14 protein-coding genes are annotated in these 17,835 nt (G+C 70.6%); 8 read left to right on the forward strand and 6 right to left on the reverse strand.

Annotated features, from left to right (window positions below):
• The first annotated feature begins 195 nt into the window (after positions 1 to 195).
• From AB0F10_RS07130 to AB0F10_RS07150, 5 genes are all read left to right on the forward strand, one after another.
• Positions 196 to 1,779, forward strand: coding sequence for a phospholipase D-like domain-containing protein (locus AB0F10_RS07130; RefSeq protein WP_360620918.1), 1,584 nt, complete (start codon positions 196 to 198; stop codon positions 1,777 to 1,779).
• Complete coding sequence (locus AB0F10_RS07135) at positions 1,776 to 1,913, forward strand: hypothetical protein (RefSeq protein ID WP_360620920.1); 138 nt, start codon at positions 1,776 to 1,778, stop codon at positions 1,911 to 1,913. Before AB0F10_RS07130 ends, AB0F10_RS07135 begins: the two co-directional genes overlap by 4 nt.
• 263 nt (positions 1,914 to 2,176) lie before the next feature.
• Positions 2,177 to 3,979 carry a family 16 glycoside hydrolase gene (locus AB0F10_RS07140; protein ID WP_360620922.1) on the forward strand — a complete coding sequence of 601 codons (1,803 nt, stop codon included), beginning with the start codon at positions 2,177 to 2,179 and terminating at the stop codon, positions 3,977 to 3,979.
• Between the two features lie 133 nt (positions 3,980 to 4,112).
• Complete coding sequence (locus AB0F10_RS07145; RefSeq protein WP_360620924.1) at positions 4,113 to 5,717, forward strand: GGDEF domain-containing protein; 1,605 nt, start codon at positions 4,113 to 4,115, stop codon at positions 5,715 to 5,717.
• A 340-nt stretch (positions 5,718 to 6,057) separates the two neighbouring features.
• On the forward strand, positions 6,058 to 6,513 hold the full coding sequence (locus AB0F10_RS07150) for a hypothetical protein (RefSeq protein WP_360620926.1): 456 nt from the start codon (positions 6,058 to 6,060) through the stop codon (positions 6,511 to 6,513).
• Positions 6,514 to 6,544: 31 nt separating this feature from the next.
• Here the strand turns inward: AB0F10_RS07150 and AB0F10_RS07155 are convergent, their stop codons facing one another.
• Positions 6,545 to 7,126, reverse strand: coding sequence for a hypothetical protein (locus tag AB0F10_RS07155; RefSeq protein WP_360620928.1), 582 nt, complete (start codon positions 7,124 to 7,126; stop codon positions 6,545 to 6,547).
• Positions 7,127 to 7,261: 135 nt separating this feature from the next.
• Positions 7,262 to 8,113 (reverse strand): hypothetical protein, encoded by an 852-nt coding sequence (locus AB0F10_RS07160; protein WP_360620930.1) that lies wholly within the window; start codon positions 8,111 to 8,113, stop codon positions 7,262 to 7,264.
• A gap of 312 nt (positions 8,114 to 8,425) precedes the next feature.
• On the opposite strand from AB0F10_RS07160, the gene AB0F10_RS07165 reads away from it, so the two are divergent.
• A complete protein-coding gene (locus AB0F10_RS07165; RefSeq protein ID WP_360620932.1) occupies positions 8,426 to 10,867 on the forward strand; it encodes a hypothetical protein in 2,442 nt (813 codons plus the stop codon).
• A 94-nt stretch (positions 10,868 to 10,961) separates the two neighbouring features.
• On the opposite strand, the gene AB0F10_RS07170 is transcribed toward AB0F10_RS07165, so the two are convergent.
• A complete protein-coding gene (locus AB0F10_RS07170; RefSeq protein WP_360620934.1) occupies positions 10,962 to 12,506 on the reverse strand; it encodes a glycosyltransferase family 39 protein in 1,545 nt (514 codons plus the stop codon).
• Between the two features lie 386 nt (positions 12,507 to 12,892).
• On the opposite strand from AB0F10_RS07170, the gene AB0F10_RS07175 reads away from it, so the two are divergent.
• Together AB0F10_RS07175 and AB0F10_RS07180 are read left to right on the forward strand one after the other, a co-directional pair.
• Positions 12,893 to 13,099 carry a hypothetical protein gene (locus tag AB0F10_RS07175; RefSeq protein ID WP_360620936.1) on the forward strand — a complete coding sequence of 69 codons (207 nt, stop codon included), beginning with the start codon at positions 12,893 to 12,895 and terminating at the stop codon, positions 13,097 to 13,099.
• Between the two features lie 541 nt (positions 13,100 to 13,640).
• Complete coding sequence (locus AB0F10_RS07180; RefSeq protein ID WP_360620938.1) at positions 13,641 to 13,877, forward strand: hypothetical protein; 237 nt, start codon at positions 13,641 to 13,643, stop codon at positions 13,875 to 13,877.
• A 660-nt stretch (positions 13,878 to 14,537) separates the two neighbouring features.
• On the opposite strand, the gene AB0F10_RS07185 is transcribed toward AB0F10_RS07180, so the two are convergent.
• From AB0F10_RS07185 to AB0F10_RS07195, 3 genes are all read right to left on the reverse strand, one after another.
• Positions 14,538 to 15,479 (reverse strand): FAD-dependent oxidoreductase, encoded by a 942-nt coding sequence (locus tag AB0F10_RS07185; protein WP_360620940.1) that lies wholly within the window; start codon positions 15,477 to 15,479, stop codon positions 14,538 to 14,540.
• 208 nt (positions 15,480 to 15,687) lie between these two features.
• Complete coding sequence (locus AB0F10_RS07190; RefSeq protein WP_360620942.1) at positions 15,688 to 16,161, reverse strand: hypothetical protein; 474 nt, start codon at positions 16,159 to 16,161, stop codon at positions 15,688 to 15,690.
• Positions 16,161 to 17,834: an alpha/beta hydrolase gene (locus AB0F10_RS07195; protein WP_360620944.1), complete on the reverse strand. Its 1,674-nt coding sequence runs from the start codon at positions 17,832 to 17,834 to the stop codon at positions 16,161 to 16,163. The genes AB0F10_RS07190 and AB0F10_RS07195 overlap by 1 nt, the downstream gene beginning before the upstream one ends.
• Position 17,835: the final 1 nt, after the last annotated feature.

Genomic DNA, 17,835 nt, shown 5'->3' on the forward strand with positions numbered 1-17,835 from the left:
TCCAGCAAGCTTGCCGACATAGCGTCGGCAACTATACCGACACGATGTCGGCAAGGAAGGGTCGAGGCCAGTTTTTACCGTCTGCCCCACGTGGATCGGACCCCCTGCGTATGGTTGCCGTCGCAAGACTGGCGGCAAGGTGTGACGCGGTGGTGCTCGGGAGATCGTCCGGGCGCCGAGATCGGGGATCAGGGCGTGTCGGTCGAGGATTGGCTGTTGACAGCGTGGCAGCGGGAGAACCGCGCGACGTCGCTGCCGGCGTGGTGTGTGGGCAGCCGAGCAGAGGCCTTGATCGATGGTGCGGGGTATTTTGACCGGCTGGTTGACGAGGTCGGTGCATTGCAGCGTGATGATCACTTGTTCTTCACCGATTGGCGGGGAGACCGCGACCAGCTCCTGCGTGACGGCGGGCCGACGGTGGGGCAGTTGTTCGGGGCGGCGGCCAGGCGCGGCGTGGTGGTGCGTGGGCTGATGTGGCGCTCGCACCTGGATGTGCTGCAGTTCAGCCAGGAAGAGAACCGCCAGGTCAGTGAGGAGATCGAAAGCTGCGGCGGTCAGGTGCTGCTTGACCAGCGGGTGCGTCGTGGTGGCTCGCATCATCAGAAGCTCGTGGTGCTGCGGCACCTCGATGCGCCGGAGCGCGACGTGGCCTTCGCCGGTGGCATCGATCTGTGCCACGGCCGCCGTGACGACAGCGTCCACCGCGGGGACCGTCAGGCGGTGGCGATGTCGAAGCAGTACGGGCCCCACCCGCCCTGGCACGATGTGCAGGTCGAGCACCGGGGACCGGTGGTCGGAGCACTGGACACCTGTTTCCGCGAGCGCTGGAACGATCCGACCTCATTGGTGGTCAAGCGGCCGGTGGCCTGGCTCAGCGACAAGGCCCGCGGCGCCACCCTGGAGGTTTCCCCGCTGCCGCCACAGCCACCCGATCCTCCTGAGTGCGGGCCACACACGGTGCAGGTGCTGCGCACCTATCCGAAGGTGCGCCCCGCTTACCCGTTCGCTCCGGGCGGCGAGCGGTCCATTGCGCGCGGCTACGCCAAGGCGATCCGCCGGGCTCGGAGACTGATTTACCTGGAGGACCAGTACATGTGGTCCACCGAGATTGCCCGCTTGTTCGCCCGGGCACTTCGCGACAACCCGGAACTGCACCTCGTCGTGGTGGTGCCGCGGTATCCCGACATCGACGGTGCGCTGGCGTTACCGCCCAACCTCGTCGGGCGGCAGCAGGCCATCGCCGTGTGCCGCAAGGCCGGCGGTGAGCGGGTGCACGTCTTCGACGTGGAGAACCCCGAAGGCGTGCCGGTATACGTGCACGCCAAGGTTTGTGTAGTCGACGACGTCTGGGCCTGCGCGGGCAGCGACAACTTCAACCGCCGGTCCTGGACGCACGACAGCGAGCTGTCCTGCGCGGTCCTGGATGACACCCGTGACCTGCGCGAGCCCCGGGATGTCGCCGGGACCGGCGACGGGGCGCGGGTTTATGCCCGCGCCCTGCGGCTGCGATTGATGGGTGAGCACCTGGACCGCCCGGCCGGCGACGCATCAGACCTCGTCGATCCGCGAAAGGCGGTGCAGGCCATCGAGAGCTCAGCTCACGCGCTGGAAGCCTGGCACGCCTGCGGCCGCCACGGCCCACGCCCGTCCGGACGACTGCGGCCGCACAAGCCGGAACGGTTGCATCCCTTCGCCCGGATGTGGGCGCTGCCGGTGTACCGGGCCGTCTATGACCCGGACGGCCGTCCCCGTCGAGATCGCGTACGCCGCCGCTGGTGAGCGATGGGCGGATCCCGCCGCCGGATGTCGCCCCGCCGACCGGGTCGGTGGCATCGACCCGCCGCGGCGAAACCCGGCCGGGCGGCCCGGCCCGGCGCCGCGCCGACGAGGACGTCCTGACCGACGACCGATAAGGATTCGGCAAACAGTTCTGCAACAAACCTGCACATCTTATTTATTGACTCTCATATATCGGCGGGTGAAGATTTCCTCACGGAACAACCGTCCCGGAGGCCGCCGACGCCACTCCCGAGGACGTGCCGCACGTGCGGTGACACGAGCTTTCACACCGTATCCCGCTGCAAATCGACGGCCTTTTGTCACAATGGTCGCCATGCTGCGTGCTGCACCCTGCGCACCTCCGGCGGTGTCCATTTGTGACAAGGAGAAACACCGAATGACACCGTTACCCCGGGCCCGCCGGCTGCGCCGGCTCGCCGGCGCAGCCGGACTGGTCGCCCTGGTGACCGCGGGACTCGCCGTCACCGTGACCAGCGCCGAGGCCGCGACCCTGTTCACCGCCGACTTCGAGTCGGGCAGCACCAGCGGCTGGTCCAAGTCGGGCGGCACCTGGTCGGTCGTCGCGGACGGCTCGCAGACGTTGCGGCAGAGCAACGTCAGCAGCGAGAACGCACGTGAGCTCGGCGGCGACGCCGGGTGGACCGACTACACCGTGTCGGCGAGGGTCAAGCCGATCTCGTTCGGCTCGGGTGGCTTCGCCGGGCTGCTGGCCCGCGCGAAGAGCTCGACCACGTTCTACCGGCTGGCGCTGCTGCCCGGCCAGGCGCAGCTGCAGGCGGTCAACAGCGGCAGCGTCACCGTGCTGGGCACCTCGGCGCGGACCGTGACCACCGGAACCTGGTACACGGTGAGCCTGACCGTCACCGGCACGACCATCACCGGCACCGTCGACGGCGCCACTGTGGGTTCCGGCACCGGCTCGGTCTCCGCGTCGGGCCGGATCGGCCTGCAGACCGGGTACGCGTCCGCGGGTTTCGACGACGTCACGGTCACCACCTCGGGCGGCGGCACCCCGTCGCCGACCGGCCCGACCAGCAGCCCTCCGACGAGCCCGACACCCGGCCCCACGGCGACCACTCCGCCCCCGGCCACGAGCGACGTCCTCTACGTGGCGCCGAACGGCAGTGCGAGCGCGGCCGGCACTCAGGCGAGCCCGACGACGCTCACCTCGGCGATCACCCGGATCGTCGCCGGCGGCACCATCTATCTGCGCGGCGGGAACTATCCGTTCTCGCAGACGGTCACCATCGCGCCGGGCAACAACGGCACCTCGAGTGCCCGCAAGACGCTGTCCGCCTACCCGGGTGAGACCCCGGTGCTGAACTTCTCGGCCATGGCCGAGGACCCGGCGAACCGCGGGCTGGCCGTCAACGGATCGTTCTGGCACATCTACGGCATCGTCGTCGAACGCGCCGGGGACAACGGGATCTTCGTCGGCGGCAGCAACAACATCCTCGAGCGCACGATCACCCGCTTCAACCACGACACGGGCCTGCAGCTGTCCCGGACCACCTCCGACACCCCCAGCAGCCAGTGGCCCGCCAACAACCTCATCCTGAGCGCGGAGTCGCACGACAACGCCGACTCCGACGGTGAGGACGCCGACGGTTTCGCCGCGAAGCTGACGGTCGGCTCGGGCAACGTCTTCCGCTACGCCGTGTCACACAACAACATCGACGACGGCTGGGACCTCTACACCAAGACGGACACCGGGCCTATCGGCGTGGTCACCATCGAGGACTCCGTGGCCTACAACAACGGCACGCTGAGCAACGGCGGCCAGGCCGGCAACGGTGACCGCAACGGCTACAAGCTCGGCGGGGAGGACATCAAGGTCAACCACATCGTCCGGCGCAGCATCGCCTTCCGCAACGGCAAGCACGGGTTCACCTATAACAGCAACCCGGGCCAGCTGACGATCTCGAACAACATCAGCATCGACAACACCGAACGCAACTTCAGCTTCGACGCCGGCACCTCGGTGTTCCGCAACAACACCTCCTGCCGCAGCGGCAGCGGGACGAACGACCGCGTCATCGGCGATGCGGACAGCTCCAACCAGTTCTGGTCCGGCACGAACGGGTCCCGGTGCGCCTCGCTGACCGGCGCCCTGGGCTGGTCCTTCGCCGGGGACGGCCGCCTGGTCGTGACCCTGGGCGGCAGAGCGGTCACCCCGTAACCGCAGCACCCACGAACCGGGCCCGGCAATCCTGCCGGGCCCGGTTCAGCGCTGCGTCGCGGCGATCACTTCAGCCCGGCGCCGCCCCGGCCGATGAGTCAGATACGGGTCAACTGTCTCGCCAGGGGTGATCATGGAACAGGTAGGCATGCGGGCCGCGCACGTGCCGGTGCCGGTATCCGCGGACGGCCCGTTCACCACGTTCGCCTTCCGCGTGCACAAGATGATCGTCATGGGCGAGTTCCGCCGGGCGCTGGAGGCCGCGGATCACTACGAGGCTCTGATCCGGCTGGCGGGCGACGACATCACGCTCGGCTACCTGATGCAGTGCCGGATGTTCGGGCTTATGTGGACCGGCCGCGACCGGGAAGCGGTGGCCGTCGGGCAGGAACTGCTCCGGCTGCGCGAACGGCTCGGCACCCGGGTTGCCGCCGCCAAGACCAGGGCCGATCTGGTCGAGATGCAGTTCCGGACAGGGCAGCTCGATGACGGCCTGGACGGGCTGGCCCGGGCGAACGCGGTGCTGAACCAGATCGAGGGCGACGACCTGCGCTACCTGGCCGCGGTGAACTCGGTGGCCAACGCCGCGCACGGCGTCGAGCTGTACGAGCTCGGCGAGCAGGCCTGTCGCCGCGTCATCGAGCGGCTGGGCAATGAGCTCAACTTCGCCTGCCCCATCCACGAGACGTACGTGATGCTGCTGCTGGAGTGGGGCCTGCGGCTGGAGCAGATCGGCCGGCCGGAGGAGGCCTCCGCACGCTTCCGCCGCTGCCAGGCTGTCGCCGGTGAGATCATCACGGACCTCGAACGCCGGGAGTCCACGCGGACCTTTCAGCTCAAGGGCGCGTACGCGCTGACCCTGGCCAAACTCGGTGAACCGGGTGCCGCGCTCACGCTCGCCCTGGAGATCATCGAGCCGCTCCGGGACGAGGAGCAGTACATGGAGGCCCGGCTCGCGCACCTCGCCGCCGGTCTGGGGTGGCACGCCGCGGGCGACGACGCCGGCGCCCGGCGCGAGTTCCTCGCGGCCCAGCAGCTCTGCGAGCACGGCAGTACCCGGGCCGAGCGCTTCCAGGTGCGCTACGAGCTGGCACGGCTCGCCATCGCGGGGCTTGACCCCGGCCGAGCCCGCGACCTGACCGAAGCCATGACGGAACAGGCGCGGTCGCTGTGGGAGCTGCGCCTGGAGCGGGTCGCGATGCTGCGCCAGGCGACCCACCGGATCGACCTGGAGGAGCAGCGCCGCAGCGCCGCAGCGGAGCTTCTGCGCGACACGCTGACCGGGATCGGCAACCGCCGCCGGTACGAGCAGATGGTGGCCGCCTTCGCCCTGCCGTCCGACGAAGCGCGCTGCCTGCTCCTCATCGACGTGGACGAGTTCAAGGCGGTCAACGACCGCTTCTCGCATGCCGTCGGCGACCGCGTCCTCGCGGAGATCGGGACCGCGCTGCGGACCAACTGCCGAGACCGGGACGTTGACGTGCCCACCCGCTTCGGCGGCGATGAGTTCGCGGTGTTCGTGCACACCGACCTTGCGGGCGCGGTGGAGGTCGGCGAACGGATCCGGCGGGCGCTGCTCGGCCGGGATTGGGAGGCGGTGGCCCCGGGGTTGACGGTCACGATCAGCGTCGGGGTGGCCGAGCTGCACCGCGGGATGACGGTTGAGGACCTGTTCGCCGCGGCCGACCAGAACCTGTACCGCGCCAAGCGATCCGGCCGCGACCGCATCGCCTCCTGACCTCTCGAACCCGTTCCACCAGGACCGGACCACCTGCCGGCACGATCCTTACCTCGATGTCCTCGACCAGGCGCGGCAGGCGGACGCGCCGGCGACGTTCGACCCGATGGGTAAGTCGATCAGGTGGGTGCGCCGGCGGACGGCTGGTAGTCCGGCGGGCCGGGACGGACCGCTTGCTGCCGGGCTCTAGGGTGGGTCCCCGGATCGGTTGAAGATTGGGGAGACCACGGTGCTTCGGCGCTTCACACTCGTCTCATTCCTGCTGCTGTCCCTAGCGGCGTGCGGGCATGCCCCCGCTGCGGGCAGGCCCGCCGATGCCACACCGGGCAGCACTCAGGCAGTGGGCGCCGCACCGGCAGACACCACCGCACCGGGCGCCACGCCGACCGCGCAGTCGTCCGGGTCGACGCCCGGGCCCACGCCGACGGCCGAGCAGCTCAGCGGCACGCAGTACGCGTACCTCAAGGCGGCCGACACGGCGAAGGGCACGATCACCTTCGACCTGGTCGAATGGTTCGAGGGCAAGGCCGCGGTGAACGCCTGCAAGGCGGACGGCGTCGAGCCGGCCGAGAACGACTGGTGCACCGGCTGGTACATCCGAAACAACAACAAGAAGCTGCGCACCTACCCGGTTGCCGCGGACGCGAGCCTGCGCATCGCCGGGACCACCGGATCGGAGCTTGTGGCCGCCGATCTCGAGAAGTTCCGGACGACGCTGCTGGCGACCGGCCGGGTCTTCGTCTGCACCGTGAAGGCGGGCAAGATCACGAAGGCGGACGAGGTGTACACGCCCTGAGCGCCCGGCGGAGCGTGCCTGCGGGGAAGGCCTATCGGTGGAGCTCGGTGCGCCGGTCCGCGTCGGCGATCCGGATGATGGTGCGTTCCAGCAGGTCGAGCACCTCGTCCTGGCTGCGGTAACGGCGGTCGTTCCAGTTGGTGAGGTCCCGGACCCGGGCGAGGCGTACCGGCGGCGAGCACAGGGGGCCGACCGGATCGACGTCGGCGATGTCACCGCCGAGCAGGGTGTGCCAGAGGGCGTCCAAGGCGGGGTAGGCGCGTTCGGGCCGCGGACTCTGTTGCCAGGCTGCGTGGATCACGGCGCCGACCAGGCAGGCCTCGACGACGTTGGTGCGGTCGACGCGGCCCGGGAAGACGGACTGGAGGTTGCGGCGACGGCCGGCCGGGGTCTGCAGGACGTACCAGGTGTTCTGCACCCATCCGCGCTGGACCACGCACCGGGCGGCGGTGAGCACGGCCACCGCGTCCTGGTGTCGGTGGCCGGCCGGCCCTTCGGCGGGCCACGGGATCTGCTCGAGTTGCCCGGGCGTTGGGGTGCGGAGGGCGTTCCACGCGGCACTGAGCTGCGCCAACAGGCCCAACTGTCGTTTGCGGGTGACCGATTCGCTCATGTTCGCCTCCGGGGTGCCTCTGTCGATGGTCCCGCGCTCGGTCGTGCGCAGGAAGACGACGTGTGTGCCATTGCCCGATGACATCCGGTACGCCGGCGGGGCCCGGCCGACCCGAGGGGATCGGCCGGGCCTCGGTCACGGGGTGATGACGTCGGTGCGCTCGCAGCCGACGAATACGTCCACCGGGTTCGGCGCGAGACGCAGGTCGGACGTGCAGTGGTCGGCGCCCGCACCGCCGTCGAGGGTTCCGCCGCCCCGGGCGGTGATCTCGTCGTCGCCGCCGAGGCCCAGCACCCGGTCGCGGCCGCCGTTGCCGTCGATGGTGTTCGGGCCGGCATTCCCGGTGAGTTCGTCGTCGGCGCCGGTGCCGACGACGCTCTCCACGTCCGCGGCGATGGTGTCGCGGGCGTTCGCCGGCCCGTCCTCGGAGCTGCCGTCGTCGCCGGCCGCGCCGTCGAGGTCGGCCCGCACACCGAGCCGGTTGCCCACCTCCGAGTATGCGGCCGTGTCGGACCCGCCGCCGCCCTGCATCACGTCGCTGCCGAACCCGCCGCTGAGCGTGTCGGTGCCGGAGCCGCCGCTCAGCCGGTCGTTGCCGTCGCCGGCCCGGAGGAGAGAGGGTATGCCGGTGGCGTTCGTGATCGTGTCGGCGCCGTCGAGGCTGCGCAGCGAGATCATGAAGGTGTTGGCCGCGGCCTGGCAGCGCGCCTGGTGGCGGTCCACCAGGGTGCAGCCGGGGCCGGCGGTGAGTGTGCCGGCCGGGTTGGTGACGGTCAGGATCCCGCCGCTGATCGCGACGGTGATCTGGTCGTTGACGCCGAGCAGGGTGTCGTACTTCAGGACCCCGGCGGAGCGGACCACGCCGGGCTGGCAGTCGCCGTAACAGCCGGGCGTGGACGCCGAGGCCGGCGCGGCCGGCAGCACGGCGGGAAGCGTGCCCAGCAGCGCCGCGCTGCCGAGCGCCGGGATCAGGTGGTGACGGAACATGTCTTTCCCCCTTGTTTCGGTTCGGATCGGCCCCCGGTGACGGTCAGCCGCAACGGTGCCGAGGTACCGATCGGATCGCTCCCGGCGACCATGGCACCGGCCGCTGAGGCGCCGCTGAAGTCGGGCTGAAGCGGGCAGCAGGGAGCTACCGACGCCGCTGATGGCGGCCGTGGCCGGGCGACCGCGAACGGGACGCGAACTGAGCCGGGGCCGCCCGCGGGCCGGACGCGGCCTCCTCCAGGTTGCGACCAAGGTCGCGCATGGGCAGGCTGGGATCAGATAGATCAATGGTGATCAATTCTGGAGTCCGCCATGAAGCGTCTTGCGGTGGCAGCGGTCCTGGGCACGGCGATCGGGCTGTGCGGCGTCGCGCCGGCGGTGGCCGCGGCGCCGGCTGGCGCGTTGTCCGAGACCTCCCAGCTGGGCAATCGCCGGTTTGTCGTCACCGGCGACCGGGCCTATGAGGTTGGCGCCGAGGACGCGACGTACCCGGCCACCGGCTGGCACATCCGCGGGGAGATGGGCGGATTCTGGTCGCCGCCGATCAAGCTGCTGGACGGTGTGTGGTTCGCGGCTGACGGCACCTGGCTGACCGCGAGCCGGTTCACCGAGCATCCTGGGTACACGACCATGACGCTGACCGGGCCGCGCGGCATGGACATTCAACGTACGGACGTCGTGCCCGACGGGTCCCGCGCGGCCCTGATCGGCCTGCGGTTCCCGGCGGGCGCGGGCACCGTCCGGCTGACCGTGGACGCACACTCCGAGCTGCTGTCGGCGTACCCATGGACCTTCACGACACCGAGCCAGGCGACCGCCAATCATCGCGACACCGGTTCCTTCGACGGCCGGAACCTGGTTTTCCGCGACCGGGGCGGGCACGACTGGGCCGCGCTGGTCGGCAGCGAGCTGACCCCGTCCGGGCATGCGTTCGGCCCGGGCATGCGCGGGCCGCAGGGCGACGTGATCTGCGGCGACCCCACGCCGGCGGTCTGCGATGACGGGCCCGACGGCAGGGGCACGGGCGGGCGGCTCAGCTACGACGTCAAGGGCGGCCAGACGGTGTGGTTCGCGGTCGCGGGATCCGACCAGGGCCTGGCTTCCGCCCGTACGGAATTGTCCTCCGCCTTGCGTGACCCGCAGAAGCAGTTGTCCGCCAAGGTGGCCGCGCGGCGGGCCGTGGCCGCACGCAGCCGGGTCGACCTGCCCGGCGACCGGCTCCTGCAGCAAAGCGTCGACTGGTCCAAGCAGAACCTGGCCGACTCGGTGCAGCAGTCGCGCGACCTGCGCCTGTTCGCCAGTGACCAGGGCACCGCCTCGCCACCGGTCAAGGGCAGGCTGGCCCGGGCGGACTGGCTGGGTGCGGGCTGGCCCGACTATCCATGGATCTTCGCGACCGACGGTGAGTACTCGGCCTTCGCCGCCGTCGCCGCCGGGCAGTTCCGGGCGATCAAGGCTCACCTGCGCACGCTGCGGGCGATCAGCGACGTGATCAACGACCGGTCCGGCAAGGTGGTGCACGAGGTCACCCCGGACGGCCAGGTCTACTTCGGTACGAACGCGGACCCGGGCAACACCGACGAGACCGTGAAGTTCCCGAGCACGGTCGCGCTGATCTGGCGCTGGACCGGAGACGACCGTTTCCGCGACGAGATGTACGACTTCTCAGTGCGCGCGATGAGATACGCGATCGCGCTGGACGCCGACGGCGACGGCTGGCCCGAGGGCAGCGGCAACGTCGAACGCGCGGGCATGGGCCAGGAGAAGCTCGACGTGGCCGTCTACACCATCCGAGGTCTGCTCGACCTGGCCGGCATGGCCGCGAGCAGGGGCGACCGGGCCACCGCGGCCTGGGCGACGTCCCAGGCGGCCCGCCGGGTGCAGCGGTTCGAGTCCGATTGGTGGTACGGCGGCGACGCGAACTCGTACGCGGACTCGCTGCAGGATCCAGGTGACACCAGGCTGTTCCAGCGGTACTGGATCGGCGCGGTGCCGATGGAGGCCGAGCTTCCCGGCGGCGCCTCGGTGGCCGGCGCCGGGCACGCCGTCACCGCGCTCGCCCAGCGGGAGCGCGACTGCTTCACCGGGGACTTCGGCTTCTTCCACACCGGTACGCCCGGCTGCGACAGCGTCGTGTCGAGCGCGCCGCCCGAACGCGACATCTTCTCGCTCGGCAACGCCGTGATGGCGGCGGCCGAGGGCAACTTCGGCCGGCTCGCCCAGCAGCGCCGGTACACGACGGCCAACGCCCGCAGCCAGCTCGACCCCTCGGTGTGGGAGCTGCCGGGAGCGATGCCGGAGATCCTCCCGTCGCCCGATTTCGGCACCAACATGAGCAAGGACTTCCTGAGCCGCTCGAGCGTGCTGCAGACCTGGGGAACGTACGGAATCCTCTGGCCGGTCGTCCACCAGCAGCTCGGCGTCGACCCCGATCTGGGTCGCGGAGCGCTGGCGGTGGTCCCGCAGATCCCACCGGGACAGACCCGCATCGCCGGTTCGGACATCGCGGTCGGCCCGGGTCACGTCGACGTGCAGGCAGCCGGCCGGGCGGGGACGCTGACGGTCACGGTCGACGCGGTGGTCCACGCCCGCCTCACCCTGGGCGCGGTGGTTCCGGCCGGCAGGACCATTTCCTCCGTACGCCTGGACGGCCGGCCGGTCCCGTTCCGGCTGACGACGACCGCACGCGGCGCCGAGGTGCTGGTCGGGGCCGGCTCGGGAGGCCGCCACGCGCTGCGGGTGGGTCTGCGCTGAGCGGATGATCTTGGCGTCGAAACCCGCCACGAGCAGTGCGAACGCGAGACCGCGGCCGACCGGCAGGCAGAAGCCGTAGATGCCGGCGGCGGGGTCAGCCGCGGCGCTCGTACAGCACGATGGTGACCTTGGCGGCCTTCCACACACCTGCCTGCCGGTAGTCGGTGCCGAGCGTCGCGGCGAGGGGCCCAGCATCGTCCAGGGGGCTGCCGCTCCGCCAGAGTTTGAGCAGCCAGATCCGACGGGTGGCGCCCACGCAGGCAACCTGGTCAGCACATTGCTCGGCGCCCAACTGATTGACCTCGGCCGCCGGCCTGGTCAGCAGCAGGTCGCGGGGGCTCGTCCGATCCCGCAGGTAGTAGTCCGCCCCGGCGCGCAGGGACCAGGTGCCGGTCCTGCCGTAGACGATGCCGTCTCCCGGTTGCCGGTGGGCGGCGATGATGGCGGCGGCGGCCCGGAAGTCGGGTCCGTGGTGGCTGGCAGCGCCGCGGACCTCCCGCTGTGCGGGCAGGCCGAGGGCTGCCGCCAGCAACACGGCCAGCAGTGCCCGTAGCCGGAACCCTCGCAGTGCCGCGGCGGCCAGGAGCGCGATCATCGGGAGGACGAACATGACGTACCGCGGCACCCACACCGGCGAGGTGACGAACGACGCGCCGATCAGCAGCGCCGGCGGCGCCGCGACGAGGACCGCGAAGTCACCCACCAACCGGCCGTCCGGCCACCGGGCGGCGTACGCGAGGCCGATGAGGAACAGTCCGACGGCGGCCGAACCGAAGATGTCGCCCGGCGAGGTAAGCACTTGGCCGACCCTCATCGGACCGATCCAGTCCAGTTGGTCCCCCCGCTGGGTCAGTCCGAGACCCACGAGCGGCAGCACCGGCAGCACCGCGACCGCGGTGACCACGAGCCAGCGCAGCAGCGCCCGGTCTCGGCCCGCCCACCAGCGGACGCCCACCGCGAACGCGTGTCCAACGAGGACGAGCAGGCCGAAGATGTGTGCCAGACCGGCCAGGGTCACCACGACGCCGTAGCCGATCCAGCGCGCCCAACTGGGTCGCCGCAATGCCAGGTAGAACAGCAGTGTCGACAGGGTGGTGAGCATGAACGCCAACCCGTACACCCTCGCGTCCTGGGCGTATCGCGACATCTGCGGCACGGTGATCAGCATGAGCCCGCCGAGCAGCCCCACACCGGGGGTGAACAGCCGGCGGCCCAGCTCACCGGTCAGCCCCACGCCGACAGCCATCGCGAGCAGCGACGGTGTGCGCAGGGCGAGCTCCGAATCGCCGAAGATCGACGTCCAGACACGCATGAACATGTAATAGGGGGCGATGACACCGTCGAAGTTCCCGGCCAGCCCCACCAGCTGGCTGAAGCTACGGTGACTCGCCAGCCAGGTCGCGTTCTCGTCCCACCCCAGCGACGGCGCGCCCAGACGGTATCGGCCGACGACCAGCATCAGCACGGCCGGCAACACGGACGGTGCGTAGGTGAGCACCCATCCGGGCAGCCGCTCGACGGCTCGCGTCGATCCGGGCGTACGGCCAGACCCGGTCGGCGCCGTGCTTTCGTCGGCGCTCTCCGTGCTGGCGCGCGGCTTGGTAGCCGTCTGCCCGAAGGTTCGAAGAACCGCCGCCACAAGGAACCTTCCGTAGGGAGGAGATCTGGCGGAGTCTATCAATGCGCGGGGCCACGGGCGCCCACCGGTGAAGCGATCACAGCGGCCACGGCCGCCATCCACTATGCATCGATACGTGACCACATTGTGGACGGACGGCCAGGCGAGCGGGGCGACATTGTCTGTCTGTCGACGTCGGCCTTGGTGACGAATTCCGCTTGTCCGCGCATATTTTGTGGTCGTTGTCCGCTGCCTCCACGTCAACGAACGTGAACGTTTGACGCAGTCAGTCGCTCCCGTGTCTCAACAAGTTCCGGGTAGGTATTTGTACTCGGAGTGGGTCGGGTGCTACGGCGCGGGAGAGCTACCCTCGCCGGAGCCGCGCTACGCCCGGACGGCGAAGACCCTTGAGGTGGTCAACGCGCTGTGGGACGGCTGACGGCCGGGGCAAACTCGACGAGCCGCCGCCGGAGAACCTGCTCCCGGACATCTCGGCGCTCAACCACCGCCGGGGGCCGCGCGAAATCTTCAGCCGGCTCCTCCGCGAGCGGCAGACACTGCGCGACCTGGTCGTCGACGGCCTGCTGCACGAGTGCTTGCGTCACAGCAGGTGACAAGCTGGGCGAAATCACCGCTTTAGCCCCTGATGTCCGATAAACAGGGACGACCGAGAGATCTCAGGGGCTGCCGCCGCGACGCTGTGCGGGGCCGGCCCGCTTGCCAAGACCGAGGACTGAAGCATGCGCAACGTGCACGACGACGGCGCCGAGGCGCCACCACCGGACCACGACCCGAGCGCGGAGTACCCGCCGGAGGACTCTCGCCGTTACCGGCTCGGGAGGCGGATCGTCCTGATCGGCGCGTTCGGGCTGTTGTCGACCCTCGGGTGGAGCGTGCTCGTCACCGACCGAATGATCGATGCCCGCGATGCCACCGGCGCCTCGCGTGCCGACGGGCTGGGCGACGCCGCATCCGCGCCGAGCCCCGCGCCGTCCACCACCCCGCTCCCCCGCGCCGCGGCCGGCCCCATCGCCACGACGACCGCCGGCACGCGCCCGAGTCCCAGCGTCGCGCCAATCACGGCGGCCCGTATCGCGCCCGCGAAGGGCGGCGCCTGGCCGGGGGCCGACCTTTCCGGACGCCCGGGCGCCGGCCTTGTCGAACTCCCCGGACCCGGCTTCCCCGGACACCCGAGCACCAGCCTTCCCGAACTCCCCGGACCCGGTCTTCCCGGACACCCGAGCACCAGCCTTCCCGGACATCCAGGAGGGCTCGGCCTTCCCGGACGCCCAAGGCCCGACGTTCCTGGACACCCAAGACCCGATCGTCCCGAATTCCCAGGAGGACTCGGCCTGCCCGAACTCCCAGGACCCGACCGTCCCGCACACCTGAAACCCGACCGTCCCGCACACCCGACACCCGACCGCCCCGCACACCCGACACCCGACCGCCCCGCACACCCAAGACCCGACCGTCCCGACGTCCCAGGACTCGACCGCCCCGACGTCCCGGGACTCGACCTTCCCGACTTCCCAAGACCCGACCGGCCCGCACACCCAAGACCCGACCGCCCCGACCTCCCAGGACTCGACCTTCCCGACCTCCCAGAAATCGACCTCCCCGAACTTCCAGAACTCGAGCTCCCCGAACTCCCAGAACTCGAGCTCCCAGAACTCGACCTCCCAGAACTCCCAGAACTCGACCTCCCCGGACTCCCGGGTGCCAGAGCCCGGGCGCTGACGCACCCGCGGGACGGCCGGTAAGGGTAGACGGACGTCTATGGAGAAACGCGCGCTGGTGCTGGGCGGTGGCGGCGTCACCGCCGTCGCCTGGGAGATGGCCTACTCGTAAGCGAGGGCTTGCCGGCCTGTCATCCGGGCGGCCCGGCGTGCCGGCAGGCGGAGGGCCACCAGGCAGGTCGCGCAGGCCAGCAGGGGCGGTCCGATCACGGCGAGGCCGTCGGCGGTTACCGCAGCGGAGTGTCGAGCTGCGGGGTTGCCGTCAACGTGGCCGCGGCTCCCGCAGGCTGCCGACGATCCAGTCGGCCCGGCTTCAACCGAGCAGTTCGGCCACGCGGGCCGCGTCGCCCCAGGACAGGGTGAACCCGGAACCGCCGTGCCCGTAGCAGGCGACCAGCTCGCCGATCATCTCGAGGCGGCGGTTGGTGCGGGCCGGGCGCAAACCGACGGCCCGGGAGAGGACCGGCTGATCGGCGAGGGCGGGTACGAGCTCGCGTACCCGGCGCAGGATCGCCTCCTCGGTCGCCGGGTCGATCGTCTCGTCCCGGTCACCGATCTGTCCGGTGCCGCCGCAGACCACATCGTCGGTGCGCGGCACCACGTAGGTCAGGCCGCCGGGGTTGTCCTCGTCGGTTACCCATTCGGTCAGGCCCGGGTTCGCCAGCCGCACCACCTGCCCGCGAATCGGGTAGACCTCGTCGTCCCCGCCCAGCAGCGCACCGGACCTGAGCCCGGCCGCCACGACGACCGCATCGGGCTGCTCGCCGATGATCGCCGCCACTGCGGCCGGCAGCGCCTCGGCACCCTGCCGGCCGGGCAGGCTCACCGTGCCCCACGTCGTGGAGACGCCCAAGGCCGCCACCCGGGCGCCGAGCCAGCTGAGATAGCGGCTCGTCTCGACCACCGGGACGGTGCAGCGCACGCCCTCGGCGACGGGCTCGTGCCACGGCACCGCGGACGTCCAGGACAGGTCCGTTTCCGCACGCCGCACCCGGACCAGCCCGGAACGCATGACAACGCCGGTCGCCGGATCGTCCGCGAGCTTCGTCAACCGGTCGTAGGTCACCCGGCTCGACTCCAGCACGTCCGGCTCCAACGCCACAGCGTGCGGGAACCAGATCGCGGCGGCCACCGCCGAGACGCTGTCGCGCGCCGCCCGATCAGCGACCACGTGCACGCGGTGGCCGGCCACCGCCAGCTCATGCGCCACGGTCAATCCGAGCACGCCCGCTCCGACCACCACCACTCGGTTCATCCCGCTGACGGTAGGCACCCGGGCTTACCGGACGCAAGATCAAACTGTCGAGTCGCGCTCCGTGGGGCTCCTGGGCCGCCTGACGGTGTGGAGAAGCTACCGAATCGGCGTCTCCTGGCTCTGAGTCGGCCGTCCTCCGCCCAGACGGGGCAGGACGAGCCCGGGGCCCGGTGCCGAGCCCATGGCGCGGGCAGCCGGCAAGCGGGAGCTACAGGCAGGGTGAGCTGCTGATGAGGTACGCGTCGATGCGCCCGGTGTCGCGGTACGTGAGCCGGGCACCGATGCGGAACCCGTCAGGGTCCTCGGCGGAGAAGTCCGGCAGCTTGTCGTCCGTGCGGTCGTCACGGATGGTCTTGTAGCCCTGCTTGGTCCAGTAGTCGGCGAGGGTACGAACGGTCTGCTCGACGGGCCACCCCTCGGGATAGGCGATGCTGTAGTTCGTCTCGACGAACGTGCGACCGTTCGGCCCGCCGTCGCACGGCTGCTCCGGCTCGCTGAAATCGACCTTCAGGGTGGCACCCGGCGGCAGCTGCTTCAGCGCCTCCTGGGCACGGGTGGTGACGCGCTGCTCGGCCTGGGCTTGGGTGAAGGCGGACGGTTGCACGTTGTCACATCCGGCGGTGAATGCGGCGGCGGAGAATACGGCGGCCGCGGTCAGGGCAAGGCGGGTCAGCAGGGGCATCAGTGGACTCTGTCTGTCTGGCCGGTGATGATGAACGCGATGTTCTTCCGCGACGGGTTGTGCGGGTCCCAGTATTCCGAGTGGGTCGCGACCGGGCTCCAGGATCCGTCGGCGCTGGTGAACTGGCGGCCACCGAAGCCCGGATTATCTGGATTCTCGCCGAAGCGCATGGTGTCCTCGACGCCGGTGAGCCGGATGACGTCGTTCGCGGCGGTGCTGGCCCACACGTTGTTGTGGTCGCCTTGAATGTGCAGGCCGGACGCGGAGTCGACCCCGACGCCGGGGCTGCCGACGAAGATCAGGTCGTTGGCGGCCAGGCCATTGCCGTCCCGGGCGGCGTAGCCGACGGTGGTGGTGCCGTAGCTGTGACCCAGCACGGTGTTGTGGGACGGCCGGCCGTCGTGGGTGGCGCCGAGACCGGACTGGAAGTTCTGCAGGTCGTCGACGGCGTTCGTGGCGTAGGACGACGAGCCGGCGTTGGGGATCATGTCAGGGGCGTCGTAGCCCAGCCACAGGATCGACGCGGTCGTGCGCCCGGACGAGTCGATGGTGTTGGCGTCGTAGGCCATCGTGTCGGCGCGCTTGAGGTCGGTTTCGATGCCGGGCAGGTCCGAGGTGGTGCCGGGCACGTAGGTGACCACGTTGTCCGACGTGTCGGGATTACCGACGGCGACGATCGCCCGGCCGTCATCGGCGGTGGACAGGCCCATCAGATAGGCGTCCGGCTTGCCGGGATCGTGGAGCCGGGAGCCGATCACCTCCAGGCCACCCAGCTTGGCCTCGTCGTCCGACCGTTGAACTCCGAGTTTCAGCATCTCGGTGTCCATCGAGGTCCGAGGGTCGGACGCGTCCGGGTACACCTCGCCGATACGGCCCTGGTCGTACATCCTCTGCAGGTACAGCAGGCGGGCGTCGATCGAGGAGATTCGCTGCTCGTACCCGTCGGTCTCGCGCCGCAGCACGAACCGGTTGGCGGTGTCACGGTCGGCGACCGGGATGCCGTTCATCGCGCCGACCAGCCCGGGGAACTCCAGGATGGCCTGCTCCTGCTGTTGCGGGGTGAGCGAGTCCCACCAGCCCTTGATCTCGGCGGGCGTGCGCCTGGCCTGCGCTTCGAGATCCGTACGGGAGACGTTTTGCTGCTGTCCCGTCCCGAAGCCGGTGCGTGCGTTCGGCAGGTTCACCTGAATCGCGGTCATCGTCGAGGAATCCAGGCTCGCCGCCCGTTCCACGATCGACTGCAACTGCTGCACGTACGACGAGATCGCCTGCGCCGACTGCTGCCCACCGCTGGAGTCCGACGCCGGCGCGGCACCGACGGCAACCGTGCCCGCGGCCAGGTCGACGACGAAGCCCCTGCCGGTCGCCTCGGCGGCGATCTGCCGGGCCAGGTCCTGCAGGCTGCGGACGGTGTCCGCGTGGGTGCGCAGCGCCTGGCCGATGCGCCGAGCCGGCGGCTCGGCGTTGCCGGCCTCGGCCAGCAGATCACGGTTCGCCCGCTGCGCGGCCTCCGCGGCGGGGCCGAGCGGCCAGGCGTCGGGCAGATCGCGGCTGCCGCGGATCAGGTCCTCGCAGGCGTCGTCGAGGTCGCCAGCCATCGCCAGCCACGCCTCAGCGGCGGCGTGGACGCGCCCCGGGTCGGCGCCGAGCAGAGTTTGCAGCGTGAACGCCATC

It is taken from the genome of Actinoplanes sp. NPDC026623, from assembly GCF_040638275.1.
Taxonomy (GTDB): Bacteria; Actinomycetota; Actinomycetes; order Mycobacteriales; family Micromonosporaceae; genus Actinoplanes.